Origin of the sequence: Bacillus cereus (genome assembly GCF_007678085.1) — a bacterium.
In the GTDB taxonomy this organism is placed as follows: domain Bacteria; phylum Bacillota; class Bacilli; order Bacillales; family Bacillaceae_G; genus Bacillus_A; species Bacillus_A cereus_BE.
On the sequence record NZ_VEDW01000004.1, the window covers coordinates 259,758 to 285,700 of the forward strand.

The following is a 25,943-nucleotide window of genomic DNA, read 5'->3' on the forward strand; positions in this document are numbered from 1 at the left end:
TGTTCTCCTTTTATCTTTATTCAAATTAATGTAGCAAGATGCTCTTTCGCATCATATTCAACTAAACTTTCAGCATTTTTAATTCGATGAACAAAATCTGGATTAGCAATTAAAGGTCTTCCAAATGCCGCTACATCAAGCGTTCCTTCTTGCAGTGCTTCTTCAGCCTCTTTCGGATTTAAATTCCCTACTCCTACGATCGTACCATCCCAATATTTTCTTACTAATTGATGAAAATTCTTTCCGTCAGCAATAACTGCCGTATAATTCATCGTTGAAGGGTGAATCATCGTTAATCCAACTTCTTTAAACATATTTACAAACGTTTCAATTGCAAGCTCAGGGTTTTCCCACATATAAGTAGGATTATCACCTTTGAAAGCAGAAAAGCGAAGAAGTGTTTTATCAGCCCCAACAGCTTCTATTACAGCCTCCGTTACTTCTTTCATAAACATTAACCTTTGCTTTAATTCTCCGCCGTATTTATCAGTACGCTTATTTGCAAACTCATAAGTAAATTGATCGATTAAATATCCGTGTGCACCGTGAATTTCTACTCCATCAAATCCAGCTTCAATTGCATTCTTCGCAGCTCGTGCGTATTGACCGATAACTTCTTGTATTTCTTCTAACGTCATTGCTTCTGGCGTATCAAATGGTTTACGAAAACGCGGAACATTTCCCTCTGCAGCGATAGCAGACGGTGCTTGCGGCATTTGCCCACCAATTATCTCGTGATGACTCATACGACCAACATGCCATATTTGAGCAATAATCGTTCCGCCCTCTTTATGTACTGCCTCTGTAACAGGCTTCCACGAATCGATTTGTTCTTGTGTATAAATCCCAGGTACTCCTGGATTACCTTTTGCCCTTGGGCTAATGACGATTCCCTCTGTAATAATTAATCCAACTCCATCAGCGGCACGTTTTCTATAATACTCTACTACATCAGCACCAACGACTCCTGTTTCATGATTTGCGAAACATCTCGTCATCGGTGCCATTGCTATGCGATTACGAAGAGACCAAGGTCCAATTTGAATCGGATTAAATAACTTTATTTCTTCAATATTTTCAAAAGATCCCCACGCGTTTATATTTGTTCCTTCATAAATACTTGCTGCTTTATTATTTGAACTTGCCATTTTTCTTCCCCCTAAAAAAATTCTTACTATAAACGCATCATACTTACTTTTAGATAGTAACGTCAATTTATACGCCTTTACCATCAAACATTCGAATATCAAAAAATAGAATGATACAACTAAAAAAAGGTTTCCTAGGCAGGAAACCTTTTTTTGTTGACCATATATGGCTAACAATTCGTTTATCTCTTCACATAAAAAAAACTTTAACAATAGTGGTGAAAGTAATTCGGTATTCTTCTAAAAATAATAACTTATAAACCTAAAACAATGAAAGCCCTACCTCTCTTTCATCCTTACGGCTCCTCGTCCGCGCCAGTGTGAATCAGGATTGCAAAAATCAAGTAACTATTCTATCGAAGTGTTTGATTAAACTTCGAACATTCGTAAAGAATTAAAAAATAAAAATGGATTTGATTGTAGTAATAACAAAAGAGGTTAATGCTCTAAAAGTGGTTTGAAAGAGTTGAATGTCTTTGAAAGGATTAATTTTCTATAATTATGCTCCCAAAAAATTCAAAATCTTTTTTGGGATGTAATACATTATTTGTAATGAATCTTAACAAAAGCTTTTTATTTGACTTTCTGTGATACCTTCAATTAATCCCAGTTCACTAATCAAAAATTCGTGTGCGTTATCTAACATTTTCTTTTCGCTTGCATTAAGTGCTTTTTCTTTCTGCATACGTAATAAATCACGTACAACTTCAGCACCTTCTTGTATTTTACCCGTCTTTATTTTATCAGTGTTCAATTTATACCTTTGTTTCCACGTAAGTAATCTATCAGATTCTCCATGTTGAAAAATATCCAATATGTGTGCTATTGCCGTTATATCCGTGACTGGTCGTATATTTGAGCTCAATATTCTCCCTGCCGGAATCATTACTTCCATGTTACTACCCGACATTTTTATAACATAATACTGTTGTTTTTCTCCTGCGATTTCCTTCTCTTCTATGGCTTTAATTATACCTGCTCCGTGCATTGGATAAACAATGTTATCGCCAATTTGAAACAAATAATCCACCTCCATATATGGTAACCTTCTCAATCTTAACACACAATTGATTTTTTAGCAAAATTTTTATTTTATCATAAAATTATTTTTCATGTCAATCCTTTCGAACTAAGAAAATAAATTCGTAAAATATCACTAAAAACCCGCAATCTTATTAACTTTTCCACACATATATACATTCTAATTTTACCTTCTCTTTTTACATAAAAACACATTACTACATATAAGTAGTAATGTGTTTTTTATACGGAATCGTTAAACATTCCCTATTAATTTCACGCCTATATACTAACCTGCTTTTGGACTGTCTCTCTCGCTAAAAGAAAACTCATAATCACTTGCGCGGCTACTCGACTCGTCATATCCCTAAAATCAAGCGTTGGATCAATCTCTACAATATCCATCCCTTGAACGAGCGGTTCTTTACCAAGAAATTCAATCACATCAAGTAAAGTCGTACTATCCATTCCTCCAGGACCAATTGCTGGACAACCTGGTGCAAATGCTTGATCTAGTACATCCATATCAAGAGAAATGTAAATAGAAGTCACACCTTGCTTTCTTAATACTTCAATACTTTCCGTCATAATATCTTTGATTTCTCGCTCTCGTACATCTTTCATTGTATACACTGTCACGCCATGTTCTTTTGCATATTCATGGTACGCTCGCGCATTTGAAAAATTGCGAATTCCGATTTGAACGAGTTGTTTCCCTGTAATGACACCATTTTCTAGTAAACTACGGAACGGTGTACCATTTGATGGGCCACCATCATCTAAATTACGTAAATCATGATGGGCATCAAATTGAATAATCCCGACCTTTCCTTTACTGTTTGCAAATCCTGTTATACTTGGAAAACTAATCGAGTGATCACCGCCAAGAACGATTGGTATCATGCTCGGATTTACTTTCGTAATATGACCAACTGTTTTTGCAATTCTGTTATGACTTTCTTTTATATCTGTCACATGCATCGTAATATCACCGCAATCATATAAGACACTTTCTTTCATGTCGTGCTCTTCTGTAATTGCGTACGTGCTATACGCATCTAACATCGCACGAATTGTTTTTGGAGCAAAGCTCGCTCCTGAATGACTAATAGATGGTTTAGAAAGGGGTGCTCCAATTAAGGCAGCACCGAATATTTCTACACCTTCCTCCCAATCTTTAATCATCTCACTCCATTTCGTCACTTCACGATCGATAAACTTTGTATTCTTCTTTAAATAGTGGCCGTGCTCCACGATTGTTCACCTCTTGTATATGCAATATTACCATTCTTCCATACTGTATTCACATGACTTACGCCGTAATGATACGGTACGTAAGCATAATTATAAGCATCCCATAAAACTACATCTGCCTTGCGACCAACTCTAATTTTCCCAGCTACATCACCTCGTTTAATAGCATAAGAAGAGTTAACTGTTACCGCGTTCCAAACTTCTTCTGGTGTCATTTTCAACTTCAGCATTGCAATGCTCATAATAAGCTGAATGTTTTCAGTTGGACAGCTACCTGGGTTAAAGTCTGTTGCTAACGCAACTGCAACACCTTCATCAATCATTTTACGACCGCGCGCAAAGCTTTCTTTATTTAAATAGAAAGTTGTTCCTGGTAATAAGGTGGCTACTGTATTAGAGTTTGCAAGCATTTCAATTCCTTTATCAGAAGCACCAACTAAATGGTCGGCTGATGCTGCACCAATTTCAGCTGCTGCTTCCGCACCACCAAGTGGGTCGATTTCATCTGCATGAATTTTCACATCAAAGCCAAGTTCTTTCGCTTTTAATAAAAACTCTTTTGATTCTTCGACAGAGAACACACCTGTTTCGCAGAAAATATCAACGAATTCAGCTAATTGCTTCTCTTTCATTTCTGGCAATAAGTCTAACATCCATTGTAAAAATTCTTTCGATCTACCTTTATACTCTTTCGGAACTGCATGAGCACCTAAAAATGTGGAAACTAAATCAATCGGATGCTCTTTTTGTAATTGTGCAGTTACCTCTAATTGTTTCCATTCCGTCTCATCATCTAATCCGTAACCACTCTTCGCTTCTACAGTTGTAACTCCGAAAGATAGCATACGGTCTAAATGGAATTTCGCTTTTTGAACAAGTTCCTCTTTCGACGCTTTTTTCGTTGCATTTACGGTTGAAAGAATACCTCCGCCTTGTTCTAAAATTTCCAAATATGGAACTCCTTGTAATTTTAGTGCGATTTCATTTTCACGAGATCCACCAAATACAAGGTGAGTATGCGGATCAACAAGACCAGGAGAAACCATTTTCCCGCCGCAATCAATAACTTCTTTCGCTTGTAGTCCTTTCGCTTCTTCCGCTGTTCCAACGAAAGTAATTACACCATTTTCAATTCCAACCACACCGTTTTCGATAACAGGAAGCGTGTTCATCGCTTCCCGTCTTAACAAGCCATCTTCTTGATCCATTGTTAGTAATTGACCGATATTTATTAGTAAAGTGTCCAGCATGTTTTCTCCTCCTTATTTCATCATTGGAATGTTTACGCCTTTTTCTTTCGCAGTTTCCACAGCTAAGTCATATCCTGCATCAACGTGACGAACAACACCCATACCAGGATCAGAAGTTAATACGCGCTCAATACGTTTAGCTGCTGCTTCTGTTCCATCTGCAACGATAACCATTCCAGCATGAAGTGAATAACCCATACCAACGCCGCCACCGTGGTGAACAGATACCCAGCTTGCACCGTTTACACTGTTAATTAATGCATTTAAAATTGGCCAGTCTGCTACTGCATCACTACCGTCTTTCATCGCTTCTGTTTCACGGTTTGGAGATGCTACTGATCCGCAATCTAAATGGTCACGGCCGATAACGATTGGTGCTGATAATTCACCATTTGCAACCATTTCATTAATGATGCGACCAAATTTCGCACGCTCACCGTAACCAAGCCAACAAATACGTGATGGAAGACCTTGGAATTCAACTTGCTGACGAGCCATACGAATCCAGTTACATAAATGCTCATTGTCAGCGAATTCACGTAAAATTACTTCGTCTGTTTTATAAATATCTTCTGGATCACCAGAAAGTGCTACCCAGCGGAATGGTCCTTTTCCTTCGCAGAATAATGGACGGATAAATGCCGGAACGAATCCTGGGAAATCAAACGCATTTTTCAAACCTTCATCGAAAGCAACTTGGCGAATGTTATTTCCATAATCAAATGTAATTGCGCCTTTTGCTTGCATAGCAAGCATTGCTTCTACATGTTTTGTCATGCTTTCTTTTGATAATTGTACGTAACGTTCTGGATCTTCTTCACGAAGTTTTGCTGCTTCTTCTAATGTGTAGCCTACTGGAATATAACCGTTTAATGGATCATGAGCAGATGTTTGATCCGTAACTAAATCTGGCGTAATATTACGCTTCACTAGCTCTGGTAAAATTTCTGCCGCATTTCCTAATAAACCAATTGAAATTGGTTCTTTCTTCTCTTTATACTCGTTCGCAACTGCTAATGCTTCTTCTAACGATTCTGTATACATATCACAATATCTCTTTTCAATACGACGATCGATGCTGCGCTTATCAACATCAATAGCAATAACAACACCGCCGTTCATCGTTACAGCAAGAGGTTGTGCACCACCCATACCACCTAAACCAGCAGTCAGTGTTATTGTACCTTTTAATGAACCATCGAAATGTTGACGTGCCGCTTCTCCAAACGTTTCATATGTTCCTTGTAAAATACCTTGTGTTCCAATATAAATCCAGCTTCCTGCTGTCATTTGTCCGTACATCATAAGACCTTTTTTCTCTAGTTCACGGAAGTGATCCCAGTTCGCCCACTTCGGTACTAAGTTTGAGTTCGCTAAAAGAACGCGTGGTGCATCTTCATGTGATTTAAAGATTGCAACTGGTTTTCCTGATTGAACAAGTAATGTTTCATCGCTTTCTAACGTTTTTAATGAATCTACAATCGCCTGATAACTTTCCCAGTTACGAGCTGCACGGCCAATTCCGCCATATACAACTAATTCTTCTGGTTTTTCAGCAACTTCAGGATCTAAATTGTTCATTAACATACGAAGTGCAGCTTCTTGAACCCATCCTTTCGTTTGTAACTCAGTACCTCTTGGCGCGCGAATTGTTTGTTTTACTTTTTCCATTTCAATCTCTCCCTTTTCTCATTTTATAGTGCTGCGTTTACATCTAATCTTTCTTTTATCGAATAATTCGTTTTTAACCAATACGCAATATTTTCAATATCCGTTGAGAATATACGGTCATTAGTAATAGAAGGTACTTGCTGACGACCTTGATGGTAGAAGCTCTTTGTCACTGTACTCATGTTTTCAATACCGCGATATTCTGCAGCTTGCATCGCACAAATCATTTCAATTGAAAGAACACGTCTTACGTTTTGAATAATTTGATGTGCATGGCGTGAAGCGATTGTTCCCATACTTACGTGGTCTTCTTGGTTAGCTGATGACGGGATTGAATCAACACTTGCCGGATGTGCTAACGTTTTATTTTCAGAAACAAGTGACGCTGCTGCGTATTGCATAATCATTGCACCAGACTGAAGTCCTGGTTCTGGACTTAAAAATGGAGGTAAATCATTTAATTGCGGATTTACTAAACGTTCAATTCGACGCTCTGAAATATTTGCAAGTTCCGCCATTCCTACTTTTAGGAAGTCCATCGCAAACGCAATCGGTTGACCATGGAAATTACCACCCGAAATTACTTTTTCCCCACCATCAAAGATTAACGGATTATCTGTTGCTGCATTCATTTCAATTTCTAATTTTTCTTTCACATAATTTAAAACTTGCCAAGAAGCACCGTGTACTTGCGGGATACAGCGAAGTGAATAGGCATCCTGTACTCGTAGTTCTCCTTGTTTTGTTGTTAATTTACTATCATGAAGGATGTCACGAATTCTGCTCGCTACTTCCACTTGCTCTTTATAACCACGTGCTTTATGAACATTTTCATCAAATGCATCAATAATGCCTTGTAACCCCTCGATTGTCATCGAAGCAATGAATTCCGCTTGATAAGCAGTTGCTTCAGCTTCTATATAAGAAAGAACTCCTTGCGCTGTCATTGCCTGCGTACCATTGATTAATGCAAGCCCTTCTTTCGCTTCAAGTTCAATCGGCTCAAGACCTTCTTCTGTAAGAGCCACCATCGCATGAACGCGTTTCCCCTTATAGAACACTTCACCTTCTCCTAATAATACAAGTGCAAGATGAGATAAAGGTGCTAAATCACCACTCGCACCAAGTGAACCTTGTTGCGGAACGACTGGGTGAATTTTGCGATTTACAAACTCAAGAAGCATATTTACAACAAGCGGTCTAACGCCAGATACGCCTTTAAGCATCGTGTTCGCTCGTAAAATTAACATACCGCGCGATACTTCTTCAGGGAATGGATCACCTATCCCGCATGCATGTGACTGAATTAAATTGTGTTGAAGTGCCTTTACATCATCTTTTTGAATAAGCACGTCACTGAACTTTCCAAATCCAGTTGTAATACCGTAAACTACTTTTCCGTCTTCTACAATTTTCTCAACTACTTCGCGGCACTCCGCCACCTTTTGCATACTATTTGGACAAGCTGTTACACCTTCTCCTTCAAGTAACAACCTCTTCATTTCTTCAATTGTCAATGTGTGTCCTGTTAACGTAATCATTCTTTTTCCTCCTTAAAAAGGCAAAAGGGGACCTTATCTTTTTAAGACAGACTTCTGTCCTAAAAAAAGTAAGGCCCCCTTCTAACTAATAGACTATGGGCAAATCATATGTGATTAATTCCTAAACCAATCGCCTCATGCTCAGATCCTTTTACAGGTGCACCAATCGTTCCATATAATGCAACAGCAACCCATTCGCCTTCTTTTTTTCCGTCGTATGGTGTACCGCGCACAATCGCAAATCGAAGTCCTACTGTACGAAGAACGTCTGCTAACTGAATTTGACCTCTCGTCACTCCGTACAAAGCTTCCATAATTGCATGATAAAGTGCATGTGTTTCTCTGTAAACGTCTGTTTCAATAACTTGGTTGCTCTTAGCCGCTGTTTCCATTGCTGCTACAACTTTTTGCGAATTCATCGAACCCACTTTCCCAGTACAATACTTCCAACCTTTTGGAATAGATAATACAGGGCTTTCATTCTCATCCGCAAGTGCCAACAGCATGGCCATACGACCAATTCGATGTGTTCCTTGAAGAAGCATGTGACTCTCTCATTTCTTTTAATTATTTGAATATTTCTTAATTTAAGAATATATGAAAACGGTTAAATCGTCAATAGTTTAAACTCACATTCAAACATTTTTTTCATCTTCTCCATTTGTGTACACAAATGATTTACACAATTTTTTCAGGCGTGCTATAGTCTCACTAACAGATGCAAAGGGGCGATATTTCAATGACGAAGCGAAAAGATATTCATTTTCGAATTGAAGAAAAATTACTTGAAAGGTTTGAATCTGCACTTCAATATGAAGGTTTAAAGAAAACCGACGTATTAACACATGCTATTCAGCAATTTTGCACGAAGGTGGAATGTGAAAAAATGAATGATGTAAAACGCCAATACAACGTAAGCAACCATTTACAAATACGTATCGATACGCATAAACATTACGAAGAAAAACAAGTGAATTTAGATGAACTCGTCACGGAACATTTACAACTTCAAGGAGACGAAAAAATATTAGAGGTTGGATGCGCTAACGGGAATTTTCTTTCTCTTTTACAAACTAACGGGCATAAAGGACAACTAACCGGTTTTGATCAATCAAAAACGATGCTTTCTGAAGCTGCAATAAAGAATAGCATAATTGAATGGAAACTAGGTGATGCTGGTAAACTCCCTTTCGAAGCTAATTGCTACGACTGGATCGTCGCAAGACATATGTTATATCATATGAAAGATGTCGAAAAAACAATTCAAGGATTCCATAAAGTAATTCGTCCTGGTGGCTCACTTTTAGCTACAACAAATTCTGACACCACATTATCTCGTATCGTTGAAATGTGCAACCGCATGCTAGACGCATTTGATCTACCGAAAACAACATCATCAGTCACTTCATTTTGTTTAGAAAATGGTAAAGAGATATTACAATCTGTTTTTCCAACTGTCGAAGAAACTATTATTCATAATGCACTCGTTTTCCATCATGCTACTCCAATTGTAAACTATATTTCTAGCATGTTTCCGTCACTAAATATACCTGATAATACATATCTTCACGTCGAAATGAAGGAATGGCTAAAAGAAGAAGTAGAAAATGAATTGGCAATTCATAACGGTATATGGCGCGATCCGAAAACGTTAGCCATTTATCGATGTCAAAAAGAAAAAAGCTAGCATTCGCTAGCTTTTATACATTCTCAGGTAAAAGTTTCTCCATCATCACATTGCCCTTACCACCATAAAAATTTATATTATGTTCGTTCGCTACTCCAAAATAAGAGGCAATCGCTATTCCAAATGGTACAAATGCATGCCCCTGTGCTGTAATAACATTTGAGTGTTGCACAACTTCTTCATACACAAAATTTTCTACTGGAAAACAATCTAATTTTTGATAATCGATAGTCACCGTATACGAGATTTCTTTACATAAGCCTGCTTTTGCTAGCGCATACGGTCCAGCACAAATAGCAGCTACTAATTTTTCTTGTTCATAAAATTGACAAATGACTGTAAAGAGTACTTCTGCATCCTTCATATGTATTGCATCTCCACCTGGAATAATAATCCCCTCATATTCTTCTACACGCACTTCACTTAATTCTATATGTGGTTGCACTTGCAAACCTGTTTCACTTATAATCAATTCTTTTGTTACACTCGCTGTAATAATTTCAAATTTATTTTTCAGCAATGCCGTAGCTACCGTTATTTCAAACTCCGCAAATGTTGGGTACACAAATAAAAGTATTTTTTTCATAACCCTCTCTCCTTCAACCATCTCATAAAATATGTCTCTAATTCGTCCATTGTTAACCTATTCGTGTCCACATAAGTTACAGGAAATTGTTTATACCATTCCTTTTCAGTTTCTACTAATTTAAATTGCTCCTCAAATGTACTTCTATTTCTTGTCCTATCACTATTTTTTCTATCATATACATTCTTTTTCGTGACATCTAAATAAAATATCGCATCTGAGCGGCATTCTCTTAATTGATATAATTCATCTTTCAATTCAGTTTCTATATCCCACTCTTTTCCTATAATTGTTGGATAAAAAAGTGTGTAAAACTCAATATCTTCTGGTCCACGATCAAAAATTAAAACTGAATCTTTCGCATTTTGAAACTCCTTTATTTTTGCTTCCATAAACATTTTTTGGTTTATAATAAATCCTTCTTTTGAATTCATATCCAATTTTAATTGTTTTCGCTTTTCTACAATTGGATATGGATTTTCATATATAACTGAAAGTCCACATCGCTCTAACCTTTTAGCCAATGTTGTTTTTCCACTTGCCATCGGTCCTTGGAGTGAAATTACATATGCCATTCCTCTCATTCCCTTGCAATTTAGTACATCTATAATATACAGAATTTTCAATACTATCAACAATATATATATCATCTTGTTTCTTATTCTTATCTAACTTATAATAAAAAATAGAGATTATGACGGATGCATCAATAATGTAAGCTTGGAAATCCAAGCTTACATTATTTTTTGCTTTCCCTTTTCTAATAAAAAGAGTATACTAGTTTAGAACGTATGTTCTTAATGATTACATACAGTAAGGAGATAGAACAATGGTATACGATACAAAAGCAATTTCTTGGAATGAGTCTTTAAAACAACTTCAACGCCGCTATACAAACAAACAAGTTGACCGAAAAGAATTTGAGGATATTGAACTGATGGAATTCTTCCGCGATAACGACTACATTTCTTTACCTACACATATAAGCGGCCTATCAACAGCACGTTTTACTTCTTACTCTATTTTCACAACTGAAGATAAAGATCGTAAAGTTGGCACATTAATCATTGAATATGTAGAAGATGATAATAATAATTTATGTGTGGAACAACTATACTTCGTTTAAATGATAACGCTTGGTCAAAATGACCAAGCGTTCTTGCTTTCTATGAATCTCACTGTTTATAATATGAATAATAGAAAACCGCAATCATTAAGGGGGGATATACTTGCTCGAAGGATGGTTCAGTTGGTTTATTGTGCTATGGACTGTTATTTTATTAGGACTTATGTCTATCGGTGGATATTTTATGTTCAGAAAATTTTTAAAACGATTACCGAAAGAAGATGGGATGTCCATTTTAGATTGGGAAGAGCACTATATTAATAAAACTAGGCATTTATGGGATGACGAACAAAAAAAATTGTTAGAAGAGCTCGTAAGTCCTGTTCCAGAACTATTTCGCGATGTTGCTAAATCAAAAATCGCTGGTAAAATCGGAGAACTTGCATTACAAGAAAAAGCCTCTCAAATTACACAAGATTTAATCATTAAAGGATATATTATTGCTACACCGAAGCGTGATCATAAATTTTTAGTAAAAAAACTACAAGAAAAAGAGATTGATTATTCTCATTATGAATCTTTACTCACAAAATCCTCATCGTAAAAAAGATTGCTAGCCTATAGCAATCTTTTTTAACTTACAGTTACCGATTTTACAGCTGTTAATCTAGCTTCTGCCAAGTCGATTTGTAATCCAACCGCACTTGTATAAATCGTATCGCCTGTACCTGTAATGTTTACTTGTGTAGATGTCGTATTTGGTGCAATAGAACCTGTTGCATTTACATTTGTAATATCAAATTCAGCTCTCGCATTTGCATTAGTAGTTGTTCCAGAAAAATTCCGATCTGCAAAACTACCTATTTTATTTAAATTTCCATTAATGTCATTCACTTGCCCTCTAAAAAAATTCCCCGACGGATTATTCGGTCCCGTTAATGTTACAGAGTTCAATTGAAAGTTATCTCCTGTAAAATTCGGATCACCATTCACTGCCATTACAAAACTCCTTGCCGTCACCGTTCCTGTAGCTGGTGTAAAGAATCCTGAAAGAGTTTGTGGTGTCCCTGATAATAAAAAACCTGGAAATAAACTCACATTTCTCATCGGATATGAGGAATCACGATATACAACAATTAACGACCATCCTGCACCATAACCCACTGGCTGACGCGTAGGTAATCTTGTTACGCTATATCTTCCTGCTGCTCGGTTAGGTAACCCTTGTAGTAACGATGTAACATCTGCTGCTCGATTATAAACATTGGCTATGAAAGGTAAATTCGTCCCTCCTGATGACCACGCTGAATTTATTGTCACTTGTGTACTCGTTCCATCAGGCGTAACTAAATTTGGTGGATTCGCATCAACAACAGCGTTTGTAACAGCCGTATCTAACCCACCTGACCAAACAAGTAATGCAAAATCTACAACCGCCGTAACAGGAACAATAGTAGTTGACGGATTTAATTCAGCCCATGAACCATCTAGCGTCCAATCATTTGTCGTACCTCCAAATGTATTTGGATCTGTTGAAGAAGGAACCCCTCCAAAAGTTAAGTCAGTATTTAATGTAATAAGTGCATTGTAAGCAAAGTTTGTATTAGCAGTACCACGCATTCCCATCGTATTGCCTGTGTGTATCATAAATAAGTTATCATTTTTACCGTAAGCTTGAACAAAAGCCAATAGAACTCACTCCTATTAGGATAAAAATTTTCATTAACTTTTCCTATTATTTCAACTTACAGTTACTGATTTTGTAGCAGTTAAACGTGCCTCCGCTAAATCTATTTGCAAACCAACAGCACCAGCGTAAATATAATCGAATGTATTTGGGATATTAACCGTAGTAGAAGTGGATGCAGCTGCTAATACGCCATTTGCAGGTACATTTGTCACATCAAATTCCGCACGACGGTTAGTCGCAGAAGTACCAATTGGCATATTTCTATCCCCAAAACTTCCAACTGTATCTAAATTTCCTAAATAATTATTTACCTGTGAAGCAAAAAAGTTGTTTATTAAATTATTAGGTCCTGAAAGTCCAGTACCATTTAAGTTAAATCTATCACCTGTCGCATCTGTATCACCATTAATTGCCATTGTAAATACACGAGCATTAACCGGCGATACAGCTGGAGTGATGAAATTTGAAATCGTCGCTGTCTCACCCAATGTAGAAATAAGTAATCCACTATATAAACTAACATTCCTAACAGGATATGAATTATCACGATACACAACAACTAATGCCCACCCTACCCCTGTTCCTTGCAAAGGTGGATTTGTCGTTGGAACACGTTCTACAAAATAATCACCTACAGCACGACCAGGGAGCCCTTGAAGAATACTTGTTACATTAGCTGCACGTGTATAAATCGTACCTTGAAATGTCCCACTCGATCTTGTTTCTCCCCACGCAGGCGTACTTGTAATAGTATGAGTCACATCATCCGGGGTTCTGAATGTCGGAGTATTCGCATTTACTACCGCTTCTGTAACAGTTCCTCCCAATGTTCCTTGCCAAACTAACATTGCAAAATCTACAGTGGCTGTTGCTGGTACGTCTGCTAGTGAAGGATTTAACCTTGCCCAAGAACCATTTAATGTCCAATCATTCGTCGTTCCTGCGAAAGTTAACGGATCTGTAGAAGACGGAACTCCTGCAAAAGTTGATCCAGTATTTCTTGTAATTAATGCGTTGTATTGATAAGCCGTCGCTGTTGTAATACCACGCATACCTACTGTATTTCCTGTATGCACCATAAATAAAGAATCCGTTTTCGTATATGTTTGTACGAAAGCCAAAAATTTCACTTCCTTCCTATGAAAATAAATATTTCCTCGCTATTTCATTTAATGCGAGCAAAACGAAAAAGTTCCATTTATATACGTACGAGCTCATTTAGGAAAAAAAAGCCTTTGCCTATTCCTATTCATTTATATTTGAATAGGATGCAATGACGAGCTCATTTTCCATGAATTTTTATGAATAGAATCATTGATCGGATTTAAATTCATTTAGAAAGGACGAATCTAATGGCAATAGCAACAATAGGAAGTCGTTTAACCTATACAATCGTTGTCCAAAATACTGGAACACTTCCTGCCGAAAACGTTACATTTACAGACCCTATACCAGCTGGCACCACTTTCGTTCCAAACAGTGTAACTGTTAACGGTACTCCAACAGCTGGCAATCCCTCAACTGGAATTCCTATTAATAACATCCCTGCTGGTGGTTCTGCTACAATTACTTTCCAAGTAGATGTAACAAGTATTCCTACCCCACCTATCGCCAGTAACGTAGCATCATTTGGATACACATTTCAACCAGCTCCTAACGCACCCACTATTAATCGAACAGCAACAAGCAATATAGTTGATACAAATATTTTCACAGCCAATGTCGCATTAACAAAAGCAGTCGATAAAACAATCGCTACGATCGGTGATACGATTACGTATACAATTATCGCTACAAATGAGGCTCCATTAGCCGCTAATAATGTTATCGTTACAGATATACCTCCTGCCGGCACATCGTTTGTCCCAGGCAGCGTTACAGTGAATGGTACTTCTACAACCGATAATCCTGCTACCGGTATAAATGTAGGAACAATTGCAGCAAACGGGAGTGCTACAATTACTTTTCAAGTTCGAGTTAATACTCTCCCTACACCAAACCCTATTCCAAATAGCGCAACCTCAAGCTTTCAATATAATCCACCAAACCAACCACCAATTAATAGAAACTCTACAAGTAATATAGTTGAAACACAAATTAATGCCACTATCATTAATCCAACTAAAAGTGCAAACCAACAAATTGTGAATATTGGTGACATCATTACGTACACAATTACCGTTCCAAATAGCGGTAATATTTCAGCAACGAACGTTTCTATCACTGACCCCATTCCTACTGGCACTACTTTTATTCCGAATAGCGTGACAGTTAATGGAACGACACAATCTGGCGTAACACCAACAAACATTCCGCTAGGTACGATTCCTGCTGGTCAAACTACAACTGTCACATTTCAAGTCCAAGTCACTTCCCTTCCAGCTAATGGAACGATTACTAACGAAGCAAATGTAACATTTACATCACAACCGAACCCGACTGAACCTCCAATAACTACTACGATAACACCACCTCCAACTAACACTTCTGTACGAACTGCAATTGTAAATCCAACAAAAACTGCTAGTCCACAAATTGCTGATATTGGTGATATTATTACGTATACGATTACTTTACCGAATACAGGAAATATACCCGCAACTAATGTTATTGTGACTGATCCGATCCCGGCTGGAACTACTTTCGTTCCAAACAGCGTGACAGTAAATGGTACCGCACAACCTAGTGTAAATCCATCTGGCGGTATACAAGTTGGAACCATTGCAGCTGGCTCCACATCAACGGTTACTTTCCAAGTTCAAGTAAACGCCCTTCCTTCTAGCGGTGTCATTCGAAATGTTGGAAATGTAACCTTTACCTATCAACCTGACCCAACAAAACCCGCAATTACAACAACAAACCCTACTCCCCCTACTACTGTACCCGTTAATACAGCCATTACGAATCCTATAAAAACGGCTGATAAAACCGCTGTTGATATTGGCGATATCATTACCTATACTGTCACATTTAACAACGATGGCACTATCCCTTCTACAAACGTAATTTTTACAGATACAATTCCTGCTGGTACAACATTTATTCCAAATAGCGTAGTTTTAAATAACGCTCCTGTTCCAAACTCTAACCCTGCAATTGGAATTCCAGTTGGTACAATTAATCCTGGTGAAACAAAAACACTCTCATTCCAAGTTCTTGTTACACAAGTGCCAGCTGGCGGTGTTATTACAAACGAGGCTTCTACAACTTATACGTATCAACCTGATCCGAACCTACCACCTGTTACAATGACTGAACCGACTACACCTACTACAGTGGCTGTTAATACCGCTACAGTTAACCCTACAAAATCTGCTAATCAAGCCTTCGTCGATATTGGTGATATCATTACGTATACGATTAGCTTACAAAACAATGGGACTGTTCCCGCTACTAACGTAATTCTTACTGATCCTATACCAAATGGAACATCTTTCATTCCAAATAGTGTTACAGTCGGCGGAGTTCTACAACCAAATGCGAATCCTGCAAACGGTATATTAATTGGGACATTAAATCCAAATCAAGCGACTACAATTACTTTTCAAGTCCGTGTTATTAGCGTTCCTCCAAACGGAATTATTCAAAATCAAGGTACCGTATCCTCAACATATGTAGTAAACCCTTCAGAACCTCCTGTTACTAAAATCACACCAACTCCTATAACTGAAACACACGTAGATACTGTTATTGTTACACCGACGAAATCTGCTAATCGTCAATTTGTCGATATCGGAGATACAATTACCTACACAGTCACATTCCAGAACTTAGGAACTGTTCCTGCTACGAATGTGAACCTTACTGACCCTATACCGCCTGGAGCAGCATTCATTACAAATAGCGTCACAATTAATGGTGTGCCTACACCTGGCGAAAACCCAGAGCTCGGTATTTCACTTGAGACAGTCAATGTCGGGGAAACAGTTACAGTTACCTATCAAGTTACCGTTACAAGCTTGCCTCCAGACGGAACAATTAGAAACCAAGCATCCTTCACTTATCAATATCAACCGAATCCAAATGAACCTCCTGTTACGACAACTACCCCAACATCTACAGTTAATGTGGCAGTTAACAATCCAAATCCGACAACTACAAAATCAGTAAATCAACAAATTGCTGATTTAGGAGATACGATTACTTTTACCGTAACATTCCAAAATAGAGGGACTGTCCCCGCAACAAATGTTATTGTGAAAGATACACTTCCATCTGGTGTTTCATTCGTTCCAGGTAGCGTTGTCGTGAATGGAACATCACAACTTGGAGAAAATCCCGAAATCGGTATACCAGTCGGTACTGTAAATCCTGGTCAAAGTATTACAGTTACGTTCCAAGGTGTAGTAAATAGTATCCCGCCTGGGGGAGTTATTAGAAATCAAGCAAATATAACATTCACATATGAGCCAAATCCGAATGAACCTCCTGTTACGACAACTATTACAACTCCTGAAACAGAAACGGCAGTTAATACCGCAACACTAAATCCACAAAAAACAGCTGATCGCTCCTTCGTTGCATTAAATGATATCATTACCTATACGCTCTCATTCCAAAACACCGGTACTGTCCCTGCTACGAATGTAACAGTAATAGATTCTATCCCTGCTGGTACTGTATTTGTTCCAGATAGTGTTACGATTAATGGGATTTCTCAACCCGGAACCAATCCAGCATCAGGAATTTCACTTGGAACTTTAGCACCATCCGAACGAGTGACCATTACTTTCCAAGTACGCGTAGTAAACATCCCTGCTAGCGGCGAAATACGCAATCAAGGGAGTGCAACATTTACTTATCAACCTGATCCAAATTTACCCCCAGTCACAAAAACAGAAACAACTCCTGAAACAACGACTCCTATCCAAACTGTAGTCATAAGTCCAACAAAAACAGCAAACCTTACGTTTGCAGAAATTGGCGATATTGTAACTTATACCGTCACATTTACAAACCAAGGAACTATACCTGCTACAAGTGTAACCATTACAGATTCTTTACCATCTGGTACAACTTTTGTTACGAATAGCGTTACAGTAAATACTATCCCTCAACCTAGTGTAAGTCCAATTACAGGCATTTCCGTCGGTACAGTTAACCCTGACGAAACCGTCACCGTTACGTTCCAAGTACAAATAAATGATATTCCACCTAACGGAAAAATAGAAAATACAGCAAGCGTGACCTATATTTCGCAACCAACTCCTGGCGAACCACCTATTACAACAACAGAAACAACCCCGACTGTAACATTACCAGTTCGTACTGCTAATCCAGACCCCCAAAAAACAGTAGATCGCGAGTTTGCAAGTATTGGAGATACACTCACTTATACAATTACTCTCCAAAACAATGGTAATATACCTGCAACCGATGTTATTATTACTGATTCTATCCCTACTGGAACTACATTTATTCCTGGTAGCGTTACGATTAATGGCATTTCACAACCTAATTTAACACCAACAACAGGAATCCCAGTTGATACATTAAACCCTAGACAAATAGTAACTGTTACTTTAGAAGTACAAGTAACTGCTCTACCACCAAATGGTATTATCTCAAATGAAGCAAATGTCACTTACACATCTCAACCAGACCCTACTCTTCCGCCTATTACAACAACCACACCTACTCCAATCGCAGAAACAATTGTACAAAACGCAGAGTTAGAGTCAACTAAAACAGTAGATTTATCAGTTGCTAACATTGGAGATGCACTCACTTATACGATTACACTTAAAAACATCGGAAATATTCCTATGACAAATGTATCTGTCATGGATCCACCACCAGTAGGTACACAATTTATTATAGATTCTGTTACAGTAAATAGTATTCCACAACCAGGTATTGATCCAAGTATCGGGATACCTATCGGCACAATACAGCCTAATCAAATAGTAACCATCACGTTCCAGGTAACGATTACAAATATACCTCCTAACGGTGTTGTTACAAATGTTGGTTCAATCAACTTTACCTCTCAGCCAAATCCAAATGAACCTCCTATTACAGAAACAGAAAAAACCCCTCCAGTTAATACTGAGATTATTAACAGCATTATTAATCCATCAAAAACAGCCGATCGAAACAATGTTGATATAGATGATGTCATTACGTACACCGTTACCTTCCAAAACTTACAAACAGTACAACTGACAGACATAGTTTTTACAGACCCAATTCCAGATGGTACTACTTTCATTCCAAATAGCGTAACTATTAACGGTACCCCTACTAGTGATGTTGCCCCAGCTCTTGGCATACCCCTTGGCACGTTAAATCCTAGTCAATCCGTAGTTGTAACTTTCCAAGTTCGCGTTGTTTCAATACCATCTAACGGAATTATTGTAAATGAAGCTACTATCACCTACACATTCCAACCTAATCCTGGAGAACCTCCAGTAACGGTAACTACTCCGACGCCACCTACTACTACAAATGTCAACACAGCAACAACGAATCCTACAAAATCCGCTGATAAAGTATTTACTTTACTAGGTGACACAATCACGTATACAATCTCCTTGCAAAATACAGGCACTGTCCCTGCAACAAATGTACTTGTAACCGATCCGATTCCAGCCGGTACCACTTTCATAACGAATAGCGTTACGATAAATGGTGTTACACAACCAGGCATCATTCCTAGTTCCGGAATTCTTATCGGTACATTAGAACCTAACACTTCGGTCGTTATAACTTTCCAAGTTCAAGTAACATCAATACCACCGACAGGTTTTATCGAAAATGAAGGGACGATTTCATTCCAATATGAGCCAGACCCTACTAGACCACCTGTGTCTGTTACTACCCCTACACCTACTACAAAGACGCAAGTAAGTGAAGTTACTATTAATCCTAACAAACAAGCAAACCCTCAAATTATTAATCTTGGTGATACTGTCACTTATACAATTACGTTCCAAAATATCGGGAATATTAATGCGACAGATGTGATTATTACAGACCCTACTCCAAGTGGTACTACTTTTATTCCAGATAGCGTTACGATTAATGGCGTCTCTTCACCTGGAGCAAATCCAAATAATGGTGTAAATGTCGGAACTGTAACGCCAGGGCAAATTGTTACGCTAACTTACCAAGTTACTGTAACTGCACTCCCGCCAGATGGTATAATTAAAAACACTGCAACTGTCACTTACACATTCCAGCCAAACCCTGGCGTACCACCTATTACCATTACAGATCCTACTCCAACTGTTGAAGTATCTGTTATTACACCTACACCTAACCCAAATAAACTAACAGACAAACAAATTGTAGATATAAATGAGATTATAATGTATACCATAACGTTTCAAAATCGTGGATCAGTCCCAGCAACTTCCGTTATCATTACTGACCCGTTAGCGAATGGGTTAACATTTGTTCCAGGTACCGTTATAATAAATGGTGTTCCTGATCTTGGAGCAAATCCTGTAGCGGGTATACCTGTAGGAACAGTCAATCCGAATGATACAATTACTGTTCAATTCCAAGCGAGAGTAACAAGCGTACCACCTGGTGGTATCATTCGAAATCAAGCAACTGTTACTTTCACATATGAACCAGTTCCTGGTGAACCCCCTATTACCATTACAGACCCTACTCCAATTAACACAACGAATGTAAATACAGCTATATTAAATCCGCAAAAAACAGCTACGCCGGAAACAGTTACACTAGGTGATATCATTACGTATACAATTTCACTCCAAAATACAGGTACCATTCCTGCTAATAATATAGTTGTAACTGATACAATTCCTGTCGGTGCTTCGTTCATTCAAGATAGTGTCACAATTAACAACGTGCCGCAACCAACCGCAAATCCCGCAGCCGGCATCCCTGTTTCAACACTTGCTCCTTCTGAATCCGCAACGATTTCTTTCCGCGTCCTAGTTACTTCCATTCCACCAAGCGGAGAAATTCAAAACCAAGGTAACGTTTCATTCCAATATCAACCAGATCCTAATAAGCCACCTGTATCCGTTACTACGCCTACACCTACTACAATTACTCCTGTAAATATCGGGACTATTAATCCGTTAAAAACCGCTAATAAATCCATCGTTTCAGTAGGTGATACAATCACGTTTACTATCACATTCCAAAATGAAGGTACGATTCCTATCACCGACATTTCTGTTACAGATTCAATTCCTACCGGTACATCATTCATTCCAAACAGTGTCACAATTAATAACATTCCAGTACCAAACGCAAATCCATCCACGGGAATTCCTGTTGGAAGCCTTAATCCAACAGAATCAGTAACGATTTCATTCCAAGTACAGGTTATTACAATTCCAGCTAATAGAATGATTACAAATATTGCGTCCATTACGTATACTTCTCAACCTGATCCTACTAGACCACCCGTCACAACAACGACAACAACACCACCAATTACAATAGAAGTAAACCCTAATGAGCCAAACACATTTATTAAGACCGCGAATGTAAATAGTGTGGAACTCGGTGACTTCATCACATATACACTTACCTTTACTAACAATGGCACTATTCCTGCAAATAATGTACTCATTACCGATTCACTGCCTCCCGAAGTTACTTTCTATCCAGATTCAGTAACAGTAAACGGCGTTTTACGTCCTGGAAGTAATCCAACTATTGGTATTCTAATTGATACGGTTAATCCAGGAGAAGCAGTTATCGTTCGCTTCATCGTACAAGTAACAAGCGAACCACAAAATGGCCTTATTCGAAATACGGCGCGAGTCAGATATACGCTTAGACCTGACCCTACTAAACCACCGATTTCTGTTGACGAAACCTCAGAACCAAACATCATTCCGTTTATCGGTCCATTTGTATCACCAAATTTAAATTGTTTTTTTGATGGTACACATTTTATACGCCGTGGCTGGGACAGAAGGTGTTAACAATATAAATAAAAAGACAGCGTCAAAAACGCTGTCTTTTTATTTATTACATATACAGTTTTAAGTTAGTTTCATATCTTTTTCATTATAAAAACCATCTTCTTTTTCCATTTCCTTCTGTAATTTCGTAAAGGAACGGTACATCGCAATTCTCCATGATACAATCATCGCGAATGCAAGTAAGAAGAACATGCCACTAAGTTGTCCTAAATCAAGAGATTGACTTAAGTATGTTTTAAATACAATCCGCACGACAAGTAATCCAATTAATATAAAAACAAATGCTTTTGAACGCTTCAAATAAATGTCTTGTCCTCTAATTTCAAATTTAGATGTTTTAATAAGAAAAATGGAGAAAAACAAACCGACGCCAATTGCTTCTAACATTTCTGCTGGAGTTAATCGAAATTCTGGAAAAACAAACATCAATGCTCCCGTACTCATAAAAAATGGTGGAAGTATAATTTTTTTCAATGTTGCAGGTTTCTTAGCTGCTTTTAAACGAATAAACATCGCACCAACAGCCATACAAACAGCAACGATACTGGATAAAACAACTATGTTCATATTTTCTCATCCTTTTTTGTGGCTATATGCAAAATATACTTTCATTATATGCTTTTCCGTTAGTATTTCCAACATTTTCACAGAATAATACTAAAAACCGGTAAAACCACCAAATAAACTTGAGAAATATACGATAATTTTCGTCATCCAGTTAAAATATAGGAAGATACCCATGACAATCATAACGTATCCTCCAATTTTCATGAATTTCATACTATTTCTTTTAATCCAAGACATTTTCGTAATAAAGAATGATAACACGAAAAATGGGATGGCAAATCCAAGTATGTATGCAATCATATAAATCATTGCTGATTCTGGGTTCGTTGCTGCTAATCCAATGACAGATACTAAAATAGGTCCTGTACAAGGTGTCCACCCTGCAGCAAATGCCAATCCAATTAAAACAGATCCCAAATAGCCACTCGGACGATTTTTAAACGTAAATTTACGGTCTTGCATTAAAAATTTCGGTTTAAACACACCGACAATAATAAGACCGAACACGATGATAAATATACCACCTAACTGTCTAATTAAATCTTTATAATTTGTAAAGATGCCTCCAATAAAGCTTGTACCAAATCCAATTGCAATAAATATAATTGAAAATCCAAGTAAGAAAAACGCTGTATGTATCATACTTCTTTTGCGAAGCATTGCATTTTCTTCTTTCAACTCAGAAACCGACATACCTGTTATGTACGATAAAAATGCCGGATAAAGCGGTAAGCAACATGGGGAAATAAATGATAAAAACCCGGCGCCAAACGCTAAAAAAATACTAATATCTTGCATTATTCCACTCCTCTCCTTACATATTGTAGCAAAAACATATAAAAATACTGTGAACAATTCGTGAAATCACTTTTCCAACGTGATAATAAGAGAAACTACCCTTTCACACAGTTTCAAAAAAACGTTTTCATTTCCTTCTATTATATAGAAAAATCTCAATTGGACTACGAAACTTCTCTAATTGTTATTAACATAACAAAGGTAACATAGTTTCTCAAATGATTAGCACGTTACGAGTACGTCTACATACATATTGATTAAAAAATATTTTTTTCAAATGCTATCTTTATACAATACAAAGCTAATTTTATAATACTTCTATTATTATTAATTTCAAGATTATGCATAAATATCATACTTTTATTATTATTCTATAAAATGTCACACTTTTCTTTTATTTGACCCTTTATTTTTAATTTTGTATACTTCCCTCTAGTTATATATGTCCGTTACGGAACAATTTCATATAGATGGGAGGAATTTTTCATGCTTCGTTATTCTCTTTTAGTTTTATTAGGAGCGTGTAGTTATGGGATTTTAGCTATTTTCGTTAAACTTGCCTATGCAGAAGGATTTTCACTTGGAGAGGTAATTGGCAGCCAATATTTGTTCGGTTGGATTATTTTGCTTGCTATTACACTTCTATTTTCTAGACATCGTGTTCCATTAAAACAAGCATTAATTTTATTCGTTGCAGGTACATCTGCAAGCTTCACTGGAATTTTTTATTATGCTTCATTAAAAACTGTACCAGCATCTATTGCAATTATACTTTTATTCCAATTCGTTTGGGTCGGAATTATTATTGAAGCAGTCGCAACAAAAACATTACCTTCAAGAGAAAAGGTAATTTCCGTTATTTTCTTACTTGCAGGTACATTTTTATCAAGTGGTTTACTAGAAAAATCAGCAGGTGATTTCGATATGACTGGAATCATACTAGGCTTATTATCTGCTGTTACATTCGCAACATACATTTTCGTGAGCGGAAAAGTTGCTGTTGAGGTACCTTCATTACCACGTGGTGTTCTCTTAATGACTGGCGCTTTAACTTTAGTAATGATTGTATTCCCGCCAACATTTATTTTTAGCGGTGCAATTTCTGAAGGACTTTGGAAATACGGTTTAGGATTAGGAACATTTAGTATCGTTATTCCTTCTATCGCCTTTACAATCGGTATTCCGAAAATTGGTTCTGGCTTAGCGACTATTCTCGGTGCAGCAGAACTACCGGTTACAACCATTATGTCTGTATTCGTTTTAAAAGAAGCTGTGCTATCTTCACAATGGTTCGGTGTATCACTTATTTTAATCGGTATTGCAATCCCGCAAATTGCCTATGCAATGCGTGGACGTTATCGTAAACATCATACACACAAAAAATTGGCAGCTTGAACTACCCCCACTTAACACTCTAACGAGCTGTTTGAAGTGGGGGATTCCTACGAACACTAAGGTATCCCCCAGTTTTATGAGTAGGCAATCCCCGTAATTCCTACGGTTAGGAGCCTTATGGCCTCTTTTCTCAGATTTTCCGCTGCGTTCACATCTCTATCATGATACATACCACAAGAAGGACACTTCCATTCACGCAGGTTCAGGCTTTTCACATCTTTATTTTTGTAGTCGCAATGCGAACAAGTTTGGGAACTAGCGAATGTTTTTGACACCAAAATCACTTGTTTCCCATACCAGCATGCCTTATACAACAACATCGCTTTGAATTGTGACCATGATACTTCTTGAATCGCTTTCGCTAGTTTGTGATTCTGTAACATATTCGATACTTGCAAATCTTCTATCCCAATCACATCGTGGTTTTTGATGATCCTTGTAGAGAGTTTTTGCAAGTAATCCGTTCTTGCATTTTTGATTCGTTCATGAATACGAGCGACTTTCATTCGCTGTTTATGCCAATTCGCTCCGCCTTTTATACGTCTAGATAGAATACGCTGGGCATGAGCGAGTTTCTTTTCTAATACCCGAGACCATTTTGGATTACCGAATACCTCACCCGTTGAAAGAATAGCAAAGTTTTTCACCCCAACATCCATACCAACAGCGGAATCGGTCTTCGGCAATTCTTGTACTTCTGCTTCAGCAAGAATCGAGACAAAATATTTTCCACTTGGATTCCTTCTGACAGTAGCACTCAAAATTCGTCCTTCTATCTCACGACTTTTGACAAATTTGACAAGACCAAGTTTCGGTAACTTCAATTTATTATCTATAATCGCAATGTTTCCATTTGTATGTTTCGTTGTATAGGATTGGATTTTATTGTTCTTCGATTTAAACCGGGGTGCTTTGTTTTGTTTTTTGAAGAATCTTGCATACGAGTCAGCAAGGTTGTGAAGAGAAGATTGAAGAGCGATACTGTCCACTTCTTTTAGCCATATAAATTCTTTTTTGAGAGTAGGTAATTGCGAAGAACAAGTGCCATAGGATAACCCTTTTCCTGTTTCTTTATATCTATCATTCCACTTTTCCAAAAAGTAGTTAAATACAAATCGTGAACAACCAATTGTTTTCGTAATAGCTATTTTTTGTTCTACACTAGGATAGATCCGAAACTGATACGCTTTATGGATAAGCACCGCTTTTCACCTCACTTCCTTTTTTTATTTGTTTACAATCTTTTTCATGATATGCATGGGAACGATATCATGATATAACCAAAAAATACTAATCACGTATCATTTCTTCTTTTTTTTGAAAGTCCTCTGTCCCTTTCAAAAAAATACAAATGA

General features: G+C 37.5%; 19 protein-coding genes. 5 read left to right on the forward strand and 14 right to left on the reverse strand.

The window, feature by feature from the left end; all coding sequences use genetic code 11:
- Positions 1-20 precede the first annotated feature (20 nt).
- The 7 genes from FS742_RS18545 to hutP form a co-directional block, all read right to left on the reverse strand.
- On the reverse strand, positions 21-1,148 hold the full coding sequence (locus FS742_RS18545; protein ID WP_144614290.1) for an alkene reductase: 1,128 nt from the start codon (positions 1,146-1,148) through the stop codon (positions 21-23).
- Between the two features lie 559 nt (positions 1,149-1,707).
- Positions 1,708-2,169: a CarD family transcriptional regulator gene (locus tag FS742_RS18550; RefSeq protein WP_179192020.1), complete on the reverse strand. Its 462-nt coding sequence runs from the start codon at positions 2,167-2,169 to the stop codon at positions 1,708-1,710.
- Between the two features lie 281 nt (positions 2,170-2,450).
- Complete coding sequence (hutG, locus tag FS742_RS18555; protein WP_144614292.1) at positions 2,451-3,422, reverse strand: formimidoylglutamase; 972 nt, start codon at positions 3,420-3,422, stop codon at positions 2,451-2,453.
- Positions 3,401-4,672, reverse strand: coding sequence for an imidazolonepropionase (gene hutI, locus FS742_RS18560; protein WP_144614294.1), 1,272 nt, complete (start codon positions 4,670-4,672; stop codon positions 3,401-3,403). Before hutI ends, hutG begins: the two co-directional genes overlap by 22 nt.
- A 12-nt stretch (positions 4,673-4,684) precedes the next feature.
- Positions 4,685-6,343: a urocanate hydratase gene (gene hutU, locus FS742_RS18565; RefSeq protein WP_000416710.1), complete on the reverse strand. Its 1,659-nt coding sequence runs from the start codon at positions 6,341-6,343 to the stop codon at positions 4,685-4,687.
- Between the two features lie 23 nt (positions 6,344-6,366).
- Positions 6,367-7,884 (reverse strand): histidine ammonia-lyase, encoded by a 1,518-nt coding sequence (hutH, locus tag FS742_RS18570; RefSeq protein ID WP_000631839.1) that lies wholly within the window; start codon positions 7,882-7,884, stop codon positions 6,367-6,369.
- Between the two features lie 104 nt (positions 7,885-7,988).
- On the reverse strand, positions 7,989-8,429 hold the full coding sequence (hutP, locus tag FS742_RS18575) for a hut operon transcriptional regulator HutP (protein WP_000926516.1): 441 nt from the start codon (positions 8,427-8,429) through the stop codon (positions 7,989-7,991).
- Positions 8,430-8,623: 194 nt separating this feature from the next.
- Here hutP and FS742_RS18580 point away from each other — a divergent pair, with 194 nt between their 5' ends.
- Positions 8,624-9,571 (forward strand): class I SAM-dependent methyltransferase, encoded by a 948-nt coding sequence (locus FS742_RS18580; protein ID WP_144614296.1) that lies wholly within the window; start codon positions 8,624-8,626, stop codon positions 9,569-9,571.
- A 13-nt stretch (positions 9,572-9,584) separates the two neighbouring features.
- Here the strand turns inward: FS742_RS18580 and FS742_RS18585 are convergent, their stop codons facing one another.
- The gene (locus FS742_RS18585) at positions 9,585-10,157 is read right to left on the reverse strand and encodes a DJ-1/PfpI family protein (RefSeq protein ID WP_144614298.1); all 573 of its coding nucleotides are present in this window, start codon (positions 10,155-10,157) and stop codon (positions 9,585-9,587) included.
- The gene (locus FS742_RS18590; protein WP_144614300.1) at positions 10,154-10,741 is read right to left on the reverse strand and encodes an AAA family ATPase; all 588 of its coding nucleotides are present in this window, start codon (positions 10,739-10,741) and stop codon (positions 10,154-10,156) included. The genes FS742_RS18585 and FS742_RS18590 overlap by 4 nt, the downstream gene beginning before the upstream one ends.
- Before the next feature lie 245 nt (positions 10,742-10,986).
- On the opposite strand from FS742_RS18590, the gene FS742_RS18600 reads away from it, so the two are divergent.
- Together FS742_RS18600 and FS742_RS18605 are read left to right on the forward strand one after the other, a co-directional pair.
- A complete protein-coding gene (locus tag FS742_RS18600) occupies positions 10,987-11,283 on the forward strand; it encodes a hypothetical protein (RefSeq protein ID WP_000262403.1) in 297 nt (98 codons plus the stop codon).
- 103 nt (positions 11,284-11,386) lie between these two features.
- On the forward strand, positions 11,387-11,827 hold the full coding sequence (locus FS742_RS18605) for a DUF2621 domain-containing protein (RefSeq protein ID WP_144614304.1): 441 nt from the start codon (positions 11,387-11,389) through the stop codon (positions 11,825-11,827).
- A 29-nt stretch (positions 11,828-11,856) separates the two neighbouring features.
- On the opposite strand, the gene FS742_RS18610 is transcribed toward FS742_RS18605, so the two are convergent.
- Together FS742_RS18610 and FS742_RS18615 are read right to left on the reverse strand one after the other, a co-directional pair.
- Positions 11,857-12,912 carry a hypothetical protein gene (locus FS742_RS18610; protein WP_144614306.1) on the reverse strand — a complete coding sequence of 352 codons (1,056 nt, stop codon included), beginning with the start codon at positions 12,910-12,912 and terminating at the stop codon, positions 11,857-11,859.
- A gap of 51 nt (positions 12,913-12,963) precedes the next feature.
- Complete coding sequence (locus FS742_RS18615) at positions 12,964-14,034, reverse strand: hypothetical protein (RefSeq protein WP_144614308.1); 1,071 nt, start codon at positions 14,032-14,034, stop codon at positions 12,964-12,966.
- 231 nt (positions 14,035-14,265) lie between these two features.
- Between FS742_RS18615 and FS742_RS18620 the strand changes: the two genes are divergently transcribed.
- Positions 14,266-21,828, forward strand: a complete 7,563-nt coding sequence (locus tag FS742_RS18620; protein ID WP_144614310.1) for a DUF11 domain-containing protein — start codon at positions 14,266-14,268, stop codon at positions 21,826-21,828.
- Positions 21,829-21,888: 60 nt separating this feature from the next.
- Here the strand turns inward: FS742_RS18620 and FS742_RS18625 are convergent, their stop codons facing one another.
- The gene (locus FS742_RS18625; protein WP_144614312.1) at positions 21,889-22,395 is read right to left on the reverse strand and encodes a CcdC family protein; all 507 of its coding nucleotides are present in this window, start codon (positions 22,393-22,395) and stop codon (positions 21,889-21,891) included.
- A gap of 90 nt (positions 22,396-22,485) precedes the next feature.
- Complete coding sequence (ccdA, locus tag FS742_RS18630; protein WP_001152685.1) at positions 22,486-23,193, reverse strand: cytochrome c-type biogenesis protein CcdA; 708 nt, start codon at positions 23,191-23,193, stop codon at positions 22,486-22,488.
- A 486-nt stretch (positions 23,194-23,679) separates the two neighbouring features.
- On the opposite strand from ccdA, the gene FS742_RS18640 reads away from it, so the two are divergent.
- Positions 23,680-24,588: an EamA family transporter gene (locus FS742_RS18640; protein WP_000947026.1), complete on the forward strand. Its 909-nt coding sequence runs from the start codon at positions 23,680-23,682 to the stop codon at positions 24,586-24,588.
- A 74-nt stretch (positions 24,589-24,662) separates the two neighbouring features.
- Here the strand turns inward: FS742_RS18640 and tnpB are convergent, their stop codons facing one another.
- Complete coding sequence (tnpB, locus tag FS742_RS18650) at positions 24,663-25,790, reverse strand: IS200/IS605 family element RNA-guided endonuclease TnpB (RefSeq protein ID WP_144614314.1); 1,128 nt, start codon at positions 25,788-25,790, stop codon at positions 24,663-24,665.
- Between the last annotated feature and the right edge of the window lie 153 nt (positions 25,791-25,943).